The organism is Streptomyces sp. NPDC037401 (genome assembly GCF_055602345.1).
This window is the reverse complement of record NZ_JBVJWO010000027.1, coordinates 18,255-34,228: the sequence shown is the minus strand read 5'-3', so window position 1 is coordinate 34,228 and position 15,974 is coordinate 18,255. Positions and strand designations below refer to the sequence as shown.

General features: G+C 72.6%; 13 protein-coding genes. 5 read left to right on the top strand and 8 right to left on the bottom strand.

Annotated features, from left to right (window positions below):
* Nucleotides 1-42: 42 nt before the first annotated feature.
* Nucleotides 43-2,421, bottom strand: a complete 2,379-nt coding sequence (locus ACZ7H1_RS26040; RefSeq protein WP_470790180.1) for a collagenase — start codon at nucleotides 2,419-2,421, stop codon at nucleotides 43-45.
* A gap of 196 nt (nucleotides 2,422-2,617) precedes the next feature.
* On the opposite strand from ACZ7H1_RS26040, the gene ACZ7H1_RS26035 reads away from it, so the two are divergent.
* Nucleotides 2,618-3,997, top strand: a complete 1,380-nt coding sequence (locus ACZ7H1_RS26035; RefSeq protein WP_470790179.1) for an aminopeptidase P family protein — start codon at nucleotides 2,618-2,620, stop codon at nucleotides 3,995-3,997.
* Nucleotides 3,998-4,000: 3 nt separating this feature from the next.
* Here ACZ7H1_RS26035 and ACZ7H1_RS26030 read toward each other — a convergent pair whose 3' ends face one another.
* Together ACZ7H1_RS26030 and ACZ7H1_RS26025 are read right to left on the bottom strand one after the other, a co-directional pair.
* A complete protein-coding gene (locus ACZ7H1_RS26030; protein WP_470790177.1) occupies nucleotides 4,001-4,399 on the bottom strand; it encodes a RidA family protein in 399 nt (132 codons plus the stop codon).
* A gap of 12 nt (nucleotides 4,400-4,411) precedes the next feature.
* Complete coding sequence (locus ACZ7H1_RS26025) at nucleotides 4,412-5,521, bottom strand: acyl-CoA dehydrogenase family protein (protein ID WP_470790175.1); 1,110 nt, start codon at nucleotides 5,519-5,521, stop codon at nucleotides 4,412-4,414.
* A gap of 161 nt (nucleotides 5,522-5,682) precedes the next feature.
* Here ACZ7H1_RS26025 and ACZ7H1_RS26020 point away from each other — a divergent pair, with 161 nt between their 5' ends.
* The 3 genes from ACZ7H1_RS26020 (at nucleotide 5,683) to ACZ7H1_RS26010 (ending at nucleotide 9,041) form a co-directional block, all read left to right on the top strand.
* Nucleotides 5,683-7,302, top strand: a complete 1,620-nt coding sequence (locus ACZ7H1_RS26020; protein WP_470790173.1) for an AMP-binding protein — start codon at nucleotides 5,683-5,685, stop codon at nucleotides 7,300-7,302.
* A 4-nt stretch (nucleotides 7,303-7,306) separates the two neighbouring features.
* Complete coding sequence (locus ACZ7H1_RS26015; RefSeq protein WP_470790171.1) at nucleotides 7,307-8,119, top strand: PaaX family transcriptional regulator; 813 nt, start codon at nucleotides 7,307-7,309, stop codon at nucleotides 8,117-8,119.
* A gap of 82 nt (nucleotides 8,120-8,201) precedes the next feature.
* Complete coding sequence (locus ACZ7H1_RS26010; protein WP_470790169.1) at nucleotides 8,202-9,041, top strand: GNAT family N-acetyltransferase; 840 nt, start codon at nucleotides 8,202-8,204, stop codon at nucleotides 9,039-9,041.
* A 20-nt stretch (nucleotides 9,042-9,061) separates the two neighbouring features.
* On the opposite strand, the gene ACZ7H1_RS26005 is transcribed toward ACZ7H1_RS26010, so the two are convergent.
* On the bottom strand, nucleotides 9,062-11,326 hold the full coding sequence (locus tag ACZ7H1_RS26005; RefSeq protein WP_470790168.1) for a bifunctional salicylyl-CoA 5-hydroxylase/oxidoreductase: 2,265 nt from the start codon (nucleotides 11,324-11,326) through the stop codon (nucleotides 9,062-9,064).
* A gap of 2 nt (nucleotides 11,327-11,328) precedes the next feature.
* Nucleotides 11,329-12,156, bottom strand: coding sequence for an enoyl-CoA hydratase family protein (locus ACZ7H1_RS26000; protein WP_470790166.1), 828 nt, complete (start codon nucleotides 12,154-12,156; stop codon nucleotides 11,329-11,331).
* 372 nt (nucleotides 12,157-12,528) lie between these two features.
* On the opposite strand from ACZ7H1_RS26000, the gene ACZ7H1_RS25995 reads away from it, so the two are divergent.
* Nucleotides 12,529-12,978: an ATP-binding protein gene (locus tag ACZ7H1_RS25995; protein ID WP_470790164.1), complete on the top strand. Its 450-nt coding sequence runs from the start codon at nucleotides 12,529-12,531 to the stop codon at nucleotides 12,976-12,978.
* Nucleotides 12,979-12,982: 4 nt separating this feature from the next.
* Here ACZ7H1_RS25995 and argF read toward each other — a convergent pair whose 3' ends face one another.
* From argF to ACZ7H1_RS25980, 3 genes are all read right to left on the bottom strand, one after another.
* Nucleotides 12,983-13,993 (bottom strand): ornithine carbamoyltransferase, encoded by a 1,011-nt coding sequence (argF, locus tag ACZ7H1_RS25990; RefSeq protein WP_470790162.1) that lies wholly within the window; start codon nucleotides 13,991-13,993, stop codon nucleotides 12,983-12,985.
* A 145-nt stretch (nucleotides 13,994-14,138) separates the two neighbouring features.
* Entirely contained in the window at nucleotides 14,139-15,368 is a 1,230-nt protein-coding gene (locus ACZ7H1_RS25985) for an arginine deiminase (RefSeq protein WP_470790160.1), read from the bottom strand.
* 49 nt (nucleotides 15,369-15,417) lie between these two features.
* Nucleotides 15,418-15,921 carry a hypothetical protein gene (locus ACZ7H1_RS25980; RefSeq protein ID WP_470790158.1) on the bottom strand — a complete coding sequence of 168 codons (504 nt, stop codon included), beginning with the start codon at nucleotides 15,919-15,921 and terminating at the stop codon, nucleotides 15,418-15,420.
* Between the last annotated feature and the right edge of the window lie 53 nt (nucleotides 15,922-15,974).

Genomic DNA, 15,974 nt, shown 5'->3' with positions numbered 1-15,974 from the left:
CGGCCCCGCCCCCCGCGGGTCCGGGGCCGGCCGTACCCGGGGTCAGCCGCGCAGCGGGCCGTCGCAGGAGTAACGCGAGGTGCCGGCCTTGCCGTTCGTCCAGATCTCCACCGGGCCGAAGGAGCAGTTCATGTCCGCCAGGTTGTTGGACGCGGCGCCCGCCCGGTCGAGGATGAAGTAGTCCACCGTCTCGGACATGTCCTTGAAGACCTGGTCCGGGTTGCGGAAGTTCTTCAGGTTCGCGGTGATCTGTCCGGTGCAGACGAACCGGCGCTTGCCCGGCTCGCCGTTCTCGACGCAGTCGGGGTTGTTGTAGGTCGCCTCGTGGAAGTCGGCCTTCACCGAGGCCAGCGCGGAGTCCCGGAGCTGGTCCACCGGCGTGAAGGTGGTGTTCGGCACGTACAGGTCGTCGACCTTGGCGATCTGGGCGTCCAGGAAGCGGTCGTAGTCGCGCTGCAGGTACGTGTCCGCGCCGAGCCGGTTGCGCCACTGGTCGAAGGCCTGCGGGTCGTCGGCCCGCAGGTGCCGGTACATCTCCTGGAGCAGCGAGGGCCGCGAGGTCCACAGGAACTCGAAGAACGTGCCCGCGTAACTGTAGAAGCGGAAGCCGTCGCCCTCGTACGTCGCATTGAGGAGCTGCTCGACCGTCATCCGCGGGCCGCCGTTCGCGGTGTCGCCGATGATCGACTTCACCAGGGACTTGCGCACGGCGATGCCGTTGTCGCGGGTGGCACCGTCGAAGAACTCCGCCGTGCCCTCGTCCATGGCGGTGGTGCGGTCGCCCTGGTACCAGTCGCCCTCGCCGAAGTAGCCCGGCACGGCGAAACGGCCGTTGAGGTAGTGCACGTACTCGTGGCGGAACAGCTCCTCGAGGGTGAGCGAGGAGTCCTGCGGCACGCGGCGCTGGTAGGTGTAGAAGGTGGCGCCGCGCTCGATGTAGATGCCGCCGTTGTTCGTACCCATGCCCGTGAGGATCGGGTGGTAGTTCACGTAGTCGGCGCGTGAGCCGTACAGCACGATGTTCAGCGTGGAGTTGGTGTCCCCGGCGAGCGGCTGGTCGGTGCCGACGACGCGGTGGAACTGCGCCTTGACCCGCTTGCTGGCGTAGTAGAGCTGGTCGACGGTGGCCTTGTCGAGGCCGGTGCGGACCTTGATGGCACCGCTGTCGTAGACGTAGGTGTACGGGAAGAGCTGCTTCTCGATGTCTTCCTTGCAGACGCCGTACTGCTTGCACGCGCCGTAGTAGTTGAGCCAGGAGACGGCCTTGGCCCACTGCTCGCTGCCGGCGCCGAAGGTGGCCTTCGCGGTCTCCATGGCCGGGCCGAGCTCGGCGATGACGCCGTCCCGCAGGGCGGGGACCTCGCCGAAGCGGGCGAACTCGCTGATCGCGTCGCGGGCCACCCAGGAGTTGGCGGTGCCCTTGAGGTGGCCGTAGCCGGCGAAGGCCTTGAAGAGGGCGCGGTACGCGGGGTCCTGGGCGACGGCGGCGTGGAACGCGGCGTCCTGGTTGCCCGGGTAGACGCCCAGGTAGTTCACCGACAGGGCGGCCAGGGCCGCTCCGGCCCAGGCGGTGTCGAGGTGCGTGGCCGGGTGGCTCGGGTCCATGGTGCCCAGGACCTTCTTGATGAGCCCGAGCTGGTGCTGGCGCAGGCCCGGGGCGCTGCCCGCGTACAGCGCCTCGCGCAGGGTGTTGGCGTTGGACCTGGTGACGTCGAAGGTGCGGGCGGCGTTGCCGAAGTCGGCTATCGCGCGCCGCATGGCGTCGACGGTCGGGGCGTCGGTCACGTCTATCTCGGAGCGGGAGTAGTCGTGGTACGCGACGGCGTGGAGGTAGGTGAACATCTCCTCCAGGTGGCTGCCGTTCTTCCCGTCGTGGGCGGCGGCCAGGCTGGATATGCGGCGGGAGACGGCCTGGACGTGGGCGTCGGACATGACGGGCGTCAGGCGCGCGTCCCAGGTCCAGATCAGGTCGCGCAGACAGCCGTCGGCGGTCACGGCGGGGTCGGCGAGGAAATCGGCGAACTGCTCCGGGCCGAGGCCCGTGATCCCGTCGAGGGTGCAGGGGACTCCGCCCGCCACGGTGGTGGCGGTGGGCGCGGCGGCGAGCGTGCCCTTCTGCTGCGCCTGGGGCTTGGCCTTGGCCTTGGTCTGCGGGCCGGCGATACGGCCGACGGCCTGGCCTCCGGGCACGAAGGCCGGGGCGGGCTTGGCCTTGGGGGCCCGGGCGTAGCGGTCTACCTCGTCGAAGGGGTTCTGCGCAGCGGGAGCGGCGGCCGGCGCCTGGCGGCCCGCGGTGAAGGAAGCGGGTACGGGCTGCGCGGTCTCCGAGGCCTGGACCACCGACTGCCCGGCGGAGGCGAGGAGTGTGGCCGCGATGGCCGTGGCGAGGAACGACGTGCGCACAGCAGTGTGCTTGGACACCAAAAACTCCTGGTTGGGAGGGGAGGTGGGGGTGGTGTTGCTCGAACTTCCCTGCTGCACCGGGCACTTGACGGGGATGGGTGCGCCGCGATGTGAGCTGTAACATAGTAATGTGAAATTGCACTGACAAGCCCTGTGCACCTTCCGTTTTCCGGAGCGTCAGATTCCGCCCGCCGACGTCACCTTGGGAGCACCCATGACCGAGACCCCCTCCCGCCTCAACATCGGCAGCCACGACCTGCCCGTATCAGCCGAGTTGTCCCAGTTCATGGCTTCCGGCTGGGCCTCCTCGCCGCTGCCCGCCGACTCCCGTGCCGCCGCGTACGCCGTCACCCCCGCCCGCCGCGCCCGGCTGTCCGCCCGCTTCCCCGGCGAGCGGCTGCTGATCCCGGCCGGCGAGCTCAAGGTCCGCTCGAACGACTGCGACCACCGCTTCCGCCCGCACAGCGCCTACGCGTGGCTGACCGGCCTGACCGGCGAGGACCAGCCCGGCCACGTGCTCGTCATGGAGCCCTCCGGCCCGCACGGCCACGAGGCGGTGCTCTACCTGCGCCCCCGCTCCCCGCGCTCCGGCGGCAACGAGGAGTTCTACCGCGACCGCCGCTACGGCGAGTTCTGGGTGGGCCGCCGCCCCGACCTCGCCGAGGCCGAGCGGCTGACCGGCATCCGCTGCGAGCACCTCGACCGGCTCGGCGCCTCGGGCCCGGCCGCGGGCCGCGATGCCTCCCGCGACCCCGAACTCGCCACCGCCCTCTCCGAACTGCGGCTGGTCAAGGACGCCTGGGAGGTGGAGCAGCTCCAGCTGGCCGTGGACCACACCACCGCCGGCTTCGAGGACGTCGTACGCGCTCTGCCCCGCGCCCTGGCACACCCGCGCGGCGAGCGCTGGATCGAGGGGGTCTTCGGACTGCGGGCCCGCGCCGAGGGCAACGGCACCGGCTACGACACCATCGCCGCCTCCGGCGCGCACGCGTGCGTACTGCACTGGATCCACAACGACGGCCGCCTCGACCCCTCCGAGCTCCTGCTCCTCGACGCCGGCGTGGAGACCGACACCCTCTACACCGCCGACATCACCCGTACCCTCCCGCTGTCCGGCCGCTTCTCCCCCGTACAGCGCCAGGTCTACGAACTGGTCCTGGCCGCACAGGATGCGGGCATGGCCGCGCTGCGCCCCGGCGCGAGCTTCCGCGACTTCCACCGGGCCGGCATGCGGGTCATCGCCGAGGGACTGGCCGAGTGGGGCGTGCTCAAGAACGCCGAGGGCGACCTGCACCGCCGCTACACCCTGTGCAGCAGCGGACACATGCTCGGGCTGGACGTCCACGACTGCGGGAAGGCCCGCGCCGAGACGTACCTCGACGGCGTGCTGGAGGAGGGCCAGGTGCTCACCGTCGAGCCCGGCCTGTACCTCCAGCCCGACGACGAGACGCTCCCCGCCGAACTGCGCGGCATCGGCGTGCGCATCGAGGACGACCTCGTGATCACCGCCGACGGCGCCCGGCTGATGTCGGGCGCGCTCCCCCGCACGGTCGCGGGCATCGAGGAGTGGATGGGCGCGCTGCTGGAGGGCTGACGGTCAGTCCAGTACGGCGATCCCGTCCAGTTCCACCATCGCCTGCTCGTCCCACAGGCGGGTCGTGCCGACCACGGCCATGGCCGGGTAGTCGCGGCCCGCCAACCGCCGCCAGATACGGCCGAGTTCGGGTGCGTGGGTACGGTACGCCGCCACATCGGTGGAGTACACCGTCACACGTGCCAGTGCACCCGGGGTGCCGCCCGCCGCGGCGAGCGCGGCGAGCAGGTTGCCGAGGGCGGTCTCGAACTGCTCGGGCAGGGTCTCCCCCACGATCTTGCCCGCCGCATCGAGCGAGGTCTGCCCGGCCAGCAGCACGAGCCGGCTGCCGGTCGCGGTGACGGCGTGCGAGAAGCCGGTGGGCGGGGAGAGTTCGGGCGGGTTGATCCGCTCCAGGCTCATCGGTGCCGCTCCTTATCGGTAGAGCTCTCGGGCGATGATCGTGCGCTGGACCTCGCTGGCGCCCTCGTAGATCCGCGGGGCGCGCACCTCCCGGTAGAGGTGTTCGAGGAGGTGCCCGCGCTGCAGTGCACGGGCACCGTGCAGTTGTACGGCGTGGTCGACGACGTACTGCGCCGTCTCGGTGGCGTGGAGCTTGGCCATGGCCGCCCGCCTGGGCACGTCCCGGGCCCCGCTGTCGTACGCGCCGGCGGCGGCGTAGACCAGGAGGCGGGCAGCCTCGGTGCGGGTGGCCATCTCGGCGACGCGGTGGGCGACGGCCTGGAGGTCGCCGAGCACTCCGCCGAACGCCGTCCGCCGGGAGGTGTGGCCCACGGTCGCGTCGAGTGCGGCCTGCGCCATCCCGACGGCGAAGGCCCCGACGCTGGGCCGGAAGAGGTTGAGGGTGTCCATCGCGACGCGGAAGCCGCGGCCGGGCTCGCCGAGCAGGTCGGCGGGGCCCACCGGCACCGCGTCGAAGGAGAGCGCACCGATGGGGTGCGGGGAGAGCATCTCGAGCCCTTCGCCGGTGAGCCCGGGGCGGTCCGCGGGCACCAGGAAGGCCGTCACCCCGCGCGCTCCGGGTGCGTCGTCCGTTCGGGCGAAAACGGTGTAGAAATCGGCCTCGGGCGCGTTGGAGATCCAGCGCTTCTCGCCCGTCAGCCGCCAGCCGCCGCCGTCGGGTTCGGCGCGCAGGGCCAGTGCCGCCGCGTCCGAGCCCGCGCCGGGCTCGCTGAGCGCGAAGGCGGCCACGGCGCGGCCGGTGCGCACCTCGGGCAGCCAGCGCTCGCGCTGCTCGTCGGTGCCGGAGCGCAGGACGGGGTGGGTGCCCAGCCCCTGGAGGGCGAGCGCGGTCTCGGCCTCCGTGCAGGCGTAGGCGAGGGATTCGCGCAGGAGGCACAGGTCGAGGGCGCCGGAGGTGAACAGCCGGTCCAGCAGGCCGGATTCACCGAGGGCGGCCAGCAGGGGGCGGTTGACGCGGCCCGGTTCGCCCTTGTCGGCGAGGGGGCGCAGCCGGTCGGCGGCGAGGGTGCGCAGCTCGGCGCACCAGCGTTCCTGCTCCGGCTCGAGCGCGAACCACGGCATCGCGGCCTCTTCCTCTCGCCCGTCGGCGAGTGCAGTCGGCGAGTTGAGCGAGTTAGGCGAGTTGGGCGAGTTCTATCGCGTGCGTTTGACTGCCGTCACTCCCACGATACGCTCGATTGGCAACCGCACGGCCGGCTCCACCACATTTCCGGACCGCCGCCATGGGGGCGAATGCCTTGGAACTCAAACCGTCCGCACACGCCGACTCGTTTGCCCGCGACCACCTGCCGCCGGCCGGGGAGTGGCCCCGGCTCGTCTTTCCCCTGCCCGAGCTCACGTACCCGGACCGGCTGAACTGCGGCGCGGAGCTGCTGGACGCGACGGTGGAGCGCTTCGGCGCGGACCGGACCGTCTTCCGTACGGGGGACGGACACGTCTGGACGTACGGGCAGCTGCAGGTCCGGGTCGACCGGATCGCCCATGTCCTGACCGCCGATCTGGGGGTCGCTCCGGGCAACCGGGTCCTGCTGCGCGGGCCGACCGGGCCGTGGCTGGCCGCCTGCTGGCTGGCGGTGATGAAGGCGGGGGCGGTGGCCGTCACCGTGCTGCCGCAGCAGCGGGCGCACGAGCTGGCAACGGTGTGCGACATCGCGCAGGTCACTCATGCACTGTGCCATGTCACCGTGCTCGATGACCTGTCGAACGCCGCCGTGCCGGGTCTGCGCATCACCCCGTACGGCGGCGACTCGCCCGGGGACCTGCTGAGCCTCGCGGCCGGCAAGCCGGAGCGCTACGAGCCGGTGGGGACCTCGGCCGACGACGTGGCGCTGATCGCGTTCACCTCCGGTACCACCGGACGGCCCAAGGGCTGCATGCACTTCCACCGGGACGTGCTCGCCGTGGCCGACACCTTCTCCCGGCAGGTGCTGCGGCCGGAGCCGGACGACGTGTTCGCGGGCAGTCCGCCCCTCGGCTTCACCTTCGGCCTGGGCGGGCTGCTCGTCTTCCCGCTGCGCGCGGGGGCCTCGGTGCTGCTGCTGGAGCAGGCCGGGCCGCGGCAGCTGCTGCCGGCGCTCGCGGAGCACCGGGTGTCGGTGCTGTTCACGGCGCCGACGGCGTACCGGGCGATGCTGGAGGAGCTGAACGGCCACGACCTGAGCCGACTGCGCCGGTGCGTGTCCGCCGGGGAGAACCTGCCCGCGGCGACCTGGCAGGCCTGGTACGACCGCACGGGCCTGCGGATCATCAACGGCATCGGGGCCACCGAGCTGCTGCACATCTTCATTTCGGCCGCCGACGAGGAGATCCGCCCGGGCACCACGGGGCTGCCGGTGCCGGGCTGGCAGGCCCGGGTGGTGGACGAGGCGGGCAAGCCGGTCGCGGACGGCGAGCCGGGGCTGCTCGCGGTCCGTGGGCCGGTCGGCTGCCGGTACCTGGCCGACCCGCGCCAGCGCGAGTACGTACGCGACGGGTGGAATGTCACAGGTGACACCTACGTCCGCGAGGAAGGCGGCTACTTCCGCTACGTCGCCCGGGCGGACGACATGATCATCTCGGCGGGCTACAACATCGCCGGGCCCGAGCTGGAGGACGCCCTGCTGCGCCACCCGGACGTGGCGGAGGCCGCGGTGGTGGGACAGCCGGACGAGCGGCGCGGGCAGATCCCCGTCGCCTACGTGGTGCTGCGGGCGGGGGCCGACGCCACCGAGGACGACTTGCGCACCTTCATGAAAGCCGAGCTGAACCCGTACAAGTGCCCGAGGTCGTTCGTCTTCGTGGCCTCGCTCCCCCGCACGGCCACCGGCAAACTGCAGCGCTTCCGGCTGCGCGATCTAGAGTGACCACGTGGCCGAGCAGCACACTCCGCGATCCCTGATCGTCACGTTCTACGGCGCCTACGGGCGGCCGGAGCAGGGCCCCGTCCCGGTGGCCGCCCTGATCCGGCTGCTCGGCGCGGCCGGCGTCGACGCGCCCTCCGTCCGCTCCTCGGTCTCCCGCCTGAAACGGCGCGGCTTCCTGGTCCCGGCCCGTACGGCCGACGGCGCGGCGGCGTACGCCCTGTCGGACGAGGCGCGCGAGGTGCTGACGGACGGCGACCGGCGCATCTACCGGGCTCCGGGCGCGGCCGACACCGCCGACGGGTGGCTGCTGGCCGTGTTCTCGGTGCCCGAGCAGGAGCGGCACAAGCGGCACCTGCTGCGCTCCCGGCTGGCCCGGCTGGGCTTCGGCACGGCCGCCCCGGGCGTGTGGATCGCCCCGGCGGGGCTGCACGAGGAGACGCGGCACACGCTGGAGCGGCTGCAACTGGGCGGGTACGTCGACTTGTTCCGCGGCGAACACCTCGGCTTCGCGCCGACGGCGGAGGCCGTGTCCCGCTGGTGGGACCTGGCATCGGTGGCCAAGCAGCACGAGGAGTTCCTCGACCTGCACGAGCCGGTGCTGCGGGACTGGCAGGCGGGCCGCCGGGGCACGCCCGAGGAGGCCTACCGGGACTACCTGCTGGCGCTGGACTCCTGGCGTCGGCTGCCGTACGCCGATCCGGGCCTGCCGTCCGCCCTGCTGCCGTCCGACTGGCCGGGCGACCGGTCGGAGGCGGTGTTCGCCGAGCTCCACGCGCGGCTGCGGGACACGGGGGCGCAATTCGTCGTTGCACTGTGACATTTCACAGTGCAACGTGCCGGGTCGCCGCGCCGCCCCAAAACCCGGTGCACCCGGCCGCCCCCGCCCCGCATCATGGCGTATGACCTGGACCTTCACCGGTGACCTCGCGGTCTTCACCGCTGCCGCCGGGCCCTTCACCGCCTCCCATCCCGTCTCCCACACCCTCCTCCTGACGTGCATCGACGCCCTGGAGCGCCGCGGTCCGCACGCCTTCGGGGAGGGCGATCCGCTCTACGGCTGGTGGACGGGCCCGGCCGGAGCGGTGACCGGGGTCGCGCTGTGCACCCCGCCCTATCCGCTCCAGCTCGGGGTGGCGCCCGCCGAAGCGGTCACGGCGCTCGGCGCCGCACTGTCCGCCGAGCCCGCGCTCGCCTCGGTGGGCGCACTCAACGCCCGCCGCACGGACGCCCAGGCACTGTCCGGGTCCTGGGCATCGCCCGCCCGGCTCGTCGAGGAGCTGCGCCTGTACCGCCTGGAGTCCCTGGTCCCGCCGCACCCGGCCCCGTCCGGCCGCGCCCGCACCGCCACCGCGGCCGACCTTCCGCTGCTCGCCGAGTGGTACGCGGCCTTCGGCCGCGACACGGACCAGCCGGCCGCGGTGTCCGAGGAGGCGGTCCTCGCCCGCCTCGCGTACGGCGGTCTGCTCCTCTGGGAGGACGACGGCGGGCCCGCGGCCATGGCCGGCTTCAGCCGGCCGGTCGGCGCGACGGCCCGGATCGCGCCGGTCTACACCCCGCCCGCTCTGCGGGGCCGCGGCTACGCGGCGGCCGTCACGTCCGCCGCCACCACGGCCGCCCACCGGGCGGGCGCCACGGAGGTCGTCCTCTTCACCGACCTCGCCGACCCGACGAGCAACGGCGTGTACCAGCGGATCGGCTACCGCCCCGTGGAGGACCGCCTGGTGATCGAACGGCCCTGACCACCGGTAGGGCAGGAGGGCTAGAGCGAGAGGCGGGGCTTCGGTGCGTCCGTGCGGCCGGTCGGGGGGCGGCGGGATCCGGCGCGGTAGGGCGTGGGCCAGGGTGCGGCCAGGCCCTCGTACTCCTGCTCGGCGGCCGCGTGCAGGGTCCAGTGGGGGTCGTACAGGTGGGGCCGGCCGACCGCGCACAGGTCCGTACGCCCGGCCAGCAGCAGGGAGTTGACGTCGTCCCAGGAGGAGATGGCGCCGACCGCGATGACGGGCACGCCGACGGCGTTGCGGATCCGGTCGGCGTACGGCGTCTGGTAGGAGCGCCCGTATTCGGGGTGGTCGTCGGCGACGACCTGCCCGGTGGAGACGTCGATCGCGTCCGCGCCGTGCGCCGCGAAGGCGCGGGCGATGGCGACGGCGTCCTCCGCGGTGGTGCCCCCGTCGGCCCAGTCGGTGGCGGAGATGCGGACCGTCATGGGGCGGTCTTCGGGCCAGACCTCCCGTACCGCGTCGAAGACTTCGAGGGGGAAGCGCAGCCGGTTCTCCAGCGGGCCGCCGTACGCGTCGGTGCGCCGGTTGGTCAGCGGCGAGAGGAATCCGGAGAGCAGGTAGCCGTGGGCGCAGTGCAGTTCGAGGAGGTCGAAGCCGCTGTCCGCGGCGCGCCGGGCGGCCTCGGTGAACCGGTCGCGCAGCGCGGGCAGTTCGGTGGTCGCGAGGGCGCGCGGGACTTGGTTGACGCCGTGCCGGTAGGGCAGGGCGGACGCGGCCGCGAGCGGCCAGTTCCCGGCGGGTAGGGGTTCGTCCATGCCTTCCCACATGCGTTTCGTCGAGCCCTTGCGGCCCGAGTGACCGAGCTGCACGCCGATGGCCGTGCCGGGCGAGGCGGTGTGGACGAAGTCGACGATGCGGGTCCAGGCGGCGGCCTGCCGGTCGGTGTAGAGGCCTGCGCAGCCGGGTGTGATGCGGCCTTCGGGGCTGACGCACACCATCTCCGTCATGACCAGTCCGGCTCCGCCGAGGGCGCGCGCCCCGAGGTGGACGAGGTGCAGGTCCCCGGGGACGCCGTCCTCGGCCGAGTACATGTCCATGGGCGAGACGACGACGCGGTTGCGCAGGGTGAGTCCGCGGAGGGTGTACGGGGTGAACATGGGCGGGGTGCCCTCGGGGCAGCCGAAGTCCCGCTCGACGAGTCCGGTGAAGCGGGGGTCGCGCAGTCGCAGGTTGTCGTGCGTGACGCGGCGGCTGCGGGTGAGCAGGTTGAAGGCGAACTGCCGGGGCGGCTGGTCCACGTAGCCGGCGAGGTCCTCGAACCAGTTCAGGCTGGCGGCCGCGGCGCGCTGGGTGGAGGTGACGACCGGCCGGCGTTCGGCCTCGTACGCGTCGAGCGCGGCGGGCAGGGTGTCCTGTTCCTCGATGCAGGCGGCGAGGGCGAGGGCGTCCTCGACGGCGAGCTTGGTGCCGGACCCGATGGAGAAGTGCGCGGTGTGGGCGGCGTCGCCGAGGAGCACGGTGTTGCCGTGCGACCAGCGGTCGTTGACGACGGTGCGGAAGGCAGTCCAGGCGGAGTTGTTGCCGCGCAGCGGGCGGCCGTGGAGCGCCTCGCTGAAGATCTTGGCGCAGCGCAGGGCGGATTCGTGTTCGTCGCACAGGTCGAGTCCGGCGGCCTGCCAGACCTCTTCGCGCATTTCGACGATGACGGTGGAGGAGTCCGCGGCGAAGGGGTAGCCGTGCAGCTGCATGACGCCGTGCTCGGTCTCGGCGATCTCGAAGCGGAACGCGTCGAAGGCGAAGTCGGCGGCCAGCCAGATGTAGCGGCAGCGGTGGGTGGTCAGGCGCGGCCGGAAGACGTGGGCGTGGGCGCTGCGGGTGAGGCTGTGGATGCCGTCCGCGGCGATCACGAGGTCGTGGGTGGCGGCCAGTTCGGCGGCGGGGGGCGCCTCGGTCCTGAAGCGGAGCTGCACGCCGAGGTCGTTGCAGCGGGTGTGGAGCATCTGCAGGAGCCGGCGGCGGCCCACGGCGGCGAAGCCGTGGCCGCCGGAGGTGAGGACGCGGCCCCGGTGGACGACGTCGATGTCGTCCCAGCGCACGAACTCCCGCTGGAGGGCGGCGTAGACGACGGGGTCGGCTTGTTCGATGCCGCCGAGGGTCTCGTCGGAGAGGACCACGCCGAAGCCGAACGTGTCGTCGGGGGCGTTGCGCTCCCAGACGGTGACGTCGCGATGCGGTCCCAGCCGCTTGAGCAGCGCTGCCGCGTAGAGCCCGCCGGGCCCGCCTCCGATGACCGCGACCCTCATGGCTACCGTCCCCGCCAGTCGGGCGGCCGCCTGCCGGTGAAGGCCGCGTGGAATTCTGCGTAGTCCTCGCCGTTCATCAGCAGTGCCTGGGTCACGGCGTCCAGTTCGACGGAGGCGGCGAGCGGCATGTCGAGTTCGGCGGTGAGCAGTGCCTTGGTCTGGGCGTAGGCGAGGGAGGGTCCGGCGGCGAGCCTGGCGGCCAGCTCGGCGGCCCGGACGCCGGCCTTGCCCTCCTCGGTGAGTTCGCTGAGGAGGCCGATCCGCTCGGCTTCGGCGGCCCCGACGGGTTCGCCGAGCATCAGCAGGCGGGTGGCGTGTCCGAGGCCGACGACGCGGGGCAGCAGGTAGGCGGCTCCCATGTCGCCGCCGGACAGGCCCACGCGGGTGAAGAGGAACGCGAAGCGTGCGGTCGGGTCGGCGATCCGGAAGTCGGCGGCGAGGGCGAGGACCGCCCCGGCTCCGGCGGCGACCCCGTGGACGGCGGCGATCACCGGGAAGGGGCACTCGCGGATCGTACGGACGACCTGGCCGGTCATCCGGTTGAAGTCGAGCAGCTGGGCGGTGTCCATCGAGAGCGTGGCGCCGATGATCTCGTCCACGTCCCCGCCGGAGCAGAAGCCGCGGCCCTCGCCGCCGAGCACGAGGGCACGCACGGAGCGCTCGCGGGACAGTTCGGTGAGAAGGTCGCGCAGGTCGGCGTAGGCGCCGAAGGTGAGGGCGTTCAGCTTCTCGGGGCGGTCGAGGGTGACGGTGGCGACGCCGTCGTGCGTGGTCAGCCGCAGGTGTCGCCATCGTTCCGTGCGGGCTGCGGAACCGGTGAAGGGGCTCACCCCATGAACGTATCACCGAGTCGTGACTGTCGTCACAGGAACGCGACAATCGGGTGAGGGCGGGCCCGCTGAACCTGCGCCGGCGCCGAGGGAGAGCCGCCGGCACCGCGGGCGGGGCGCCGGCACCGCGGGCGGGGCGCCGGCACCGCGGGCGGGGCGCCGGCACCGCGGGCGGGGCGCCGGCACCGCGGGCGGGGCGCCGGGGCCGCTACACGGGCCGGAGGTCCCGACCCCCGGCTGCCCTGGTCCCTTGCACTTGCGCCGGGGTGCCCTACTGGACGCAATTTCCACTTCGTATCGTTGAAAGCGGGAATTCCCCTCCGGGCCTCCCCGGAACGGACCCGCCGCACCACGGAAGGACGGCCCCCCGCCATGCCAGAGCCTGCCGCTCTCGCCTCGTGGCGCATCGCCCTGCCGCACACCACGGCGGCCGTGCCGATGGCCCGCGCCGTGGTGCGCACCGCGCTCTCCGACGGCGAGGCACCGGCGGACAGCGACACGGCGGAGCTGCTCACAGCCGAGCTGGTCGCCAACGCGGTGGAGCACACTGCGGGCCGGTCCCCCATCGAGCTGGTGGTGGAGCTGCTGGCGGACGGCTGCCAGGTCGAGGTGCACGACGGCGACCCGCGCCCGCCGGGCGAGCTCGGCCGCGGCGCCCGGGACGCCTGCCCCGACCCGTGGCAGGAGCACGGCCGCGGCCTGCTGCTGATCCGCTCGCTGAGCTCCGACTGCGGGCACCGCCGCACCCCGTACGGCAAAGCCGTGTGGTTCACGCTGCCGGGCCGGCAGCGGCAGCCGCATCAGCGGCGCACGAGCGGCTGAATGACTATGCGCCGGCTCCGGCGAGCGTGGCGACCAGGACGGCCTTGATGGTGTGCAGGCGGTTCTCCGCCTCGTCGAAGACGACCGAGTGCACCGACTCGAACACCTCGTCCGTCACCTCCAGCGAGTCCAGGCCGTGCCGCTCGTGGATCTCGCGGGCGACCCGCGTGCCCAGGTCGTGGAACGCGGGCAGGCAGTGCAGGAACCTCACGTCCGGGTTCCCGGTCGCCCGCAGCACGTCCATCGTCACGGCGTACGGCGCCAGGGCCGCGATCCGCTCGTCCCAGACCTCCTTGGGCTCACCCATGGACACCCACACGTCGGTGGCGACGAAGTCGGCGGCCGCCACGGCCTCGGTGACGTCCTCGGTGAGCGTGATCCGGGCCCCGCTGGCGGCGGCCAGGCCGCGGGCCAGGTCCACGACGTGCCCGGCCGGCCAGTACGCACGGGGCGCCGCGATCCGCACGTCCATCCCGAGCAGGGCGCCGGTGACCAGGTAGGAGTTGCCCATGTTGAAGCGCGCGTCGCCCAGGTACGCGAAGGCCATCCGGTCCAGCGGCTTGGCGCAGTGCTCGGTCATGGTGAGCACGTCGGCCAGCATCTGGGTGGGGTGCCAGTCGTCGGTCAGCCCGTTGTAGACGGGCACGCCGGCGAACTCCGACAGCTCCTCCACGGCGTCCTGGCTGTCGCCGCGGTACTGGATCGCATCGAACATCCGGCCGAGGACCCGGGCGGTGTCCTTGACCGACTCCTTGTGCCCCATCTGCGAGCCCGCGGGGTCGAGGTACGTCGTGGACGCGCCCTGGTCGGCGGCCGCCACCTCGAAGGCGCAGCGGGTGCGCGTGGAGGTCTTCGCGAACACGAGCGCGATGTTCCTCCCGCGCAGCCGCTGCACCTCGGCGCCGGCCCGCTTGGCCGCCTTGAGCTCGGCGGACAGCTCGATCAGGCCGCGGAACTCCTCGGCGGTGAAGTCGAGCTCCTTGAGGAAACTCCGGCCGGCCAGGTCGGTCGCCATGGGGGCGCTCCTAGATCACAAATTCGGGGGACTGTGAAAGTATATACGAGACTCTGCATTCATATACAGAGACCCCCCTCACGCCGTCCCCCTCACACCAGCCCGCGCACCAGCCCGCGCACCGGCTCCGGCCCGCGCACGCCCCTCAGGTCACGGCGTCCCGCTCCACCGGGCAGCTCATGCAGCGCGGGCCGCCCCGGCCGCGGCCCAGCTCGCTGCCCGGGATCTCGATCACCTCGATGCCCTGCTTGCGCAGATGGGTGTTCGTGGTGACGTTGCGCTCGTACGCGACGACCACCCCGGGCTCGACGGCGAGCACGTTGCAGCCGTCGTCCCACTGCTCGCGCTCGGCGGAGTGCACGTCCTGGGTCGGCGTCAGCACCCGGATCGCGTCCAGGCCCAGGGCGGCGGCGATCGCCCGGTGCATGTGCTCCGGCGGGTGGTCGGTGACCTTCAGCTCCGCCTCGCCCGCGCCCGGCTCGATGGTGTACGAGCGCAGCATGCCCAGCCCCGCGTACTGAGTGAACGTATCTCCGTCGACCATCGTCATGACCGTGTCCAGGTGCATGAACGCCCGCCGCTTGGGCATGTCGAGCGCCACAATCGTACGGGCGGACCCGGCGGCGAACAGGCCGCGCGCGAGCATCTCCACGGCCTGCGGGGTGGTGCGCTCGCTCATCCCGATGAGGACGGCGCCGTTGCCGATGACGAGGACGTCCCCACCCTCGATGGTGGACGGGTAGTCGGCCAGTCCCTGCGACCAGAAGTGGAAGGCGCCGGAGGCCGTGAACAGCGGGTGGTGGCGGTAGATGGCCTCGAAGTGGACCGTCTCGCGCTGCCGGGCGGGCCAGCGCATCGCGTTGATGGACACGCCGTCGTAGATCCAGGCGGAGGTGTCCCGGGTGAAGAGGTGGTTGGGGAGCGGCCCGAGCAGGAAGTCGTCCAGGTCCAGGGCGTGGAAGCGGACCGAGACGGGCTCCGGGAACCGTTCCAGGTATTCACGCTTCGTCATGCCGCCGACGAGCGACTCGACGAGGTCGGCCGCCGGCAGATCGTCGAAGGCCGCCCGGAGGTGCCCGGTGGCCAGCGGTCCGTACTCCTTCTCGTCGAAGACCCGGTCCAGGACCAGGTGTCTGGCCTGCGGGACCTCCAGGACCTCGCCCAGCAGGTCGCCGAACAGGTGCACCGCCACCCCGCGGTCGCGCAGCACGTCCGCGAACCCGTCGTGCTCCTGGCGGGCCCGGCGCACCCACAGCACGTCGTCGAAGAGCAGGGCGTCCTTGTTGCTCGGGGTGAGGCGTTTCAGCTCCAGGTCGGGCCGGTGGAGGATGACGCGGCGCAGCCGCCCGGTCTCGGAATCGACATGGAATCCCATGTGTACACGGTGGCAGACCGGGCGGGCTTTTGGTGGGGGCCGCCGACGGTCAGTGCAGACCGAGGAACGCCGCCGGGTCGCCCTGGAGCGCGGGGCCGATCACCCCGAGCCGGGGCTGGACGAGCTTCGGCAGGCCGTAGTTCGAGCCGTCCGGCATGCTCAGCGGGGCGCCGACGACCGCGCCGGCCCCGCTGGCGAGCAGCGGCGAGGTCGGGGAACTGACCTCGGCCTCGTCGGGGTTGCCGGTGCCGAGCAGGCCCGGCAGCGGGGTCTCGACGAGGGTGGGGGCCAGTTCCCCCACCAGCGGGACCGCCGGCAGCACCGGGTTGGGCAGCAGCTCGCCACTGTGGTGCCGCGGGGCCTCGATCGCGCCCGGCACCGGCAGGGGCAGTCCGGTGGCCAGCTTCGGGGCCGGCACTCCCACCGAGGACTCCAGGGCCTCCAGGGGGACATCGACGGGCACGTGCCCGCCCGCCACGGCCGGCGAAGCCGCCACCGCCGTGGCCATACACGTCATGAGCGCCGCAATGCTCCCGCGCGCGGTCATCTTCATACTGCGTTCCGTCCTTCCAGGGATCGCGGACACTCCGCTTCCCTGGAAGAACG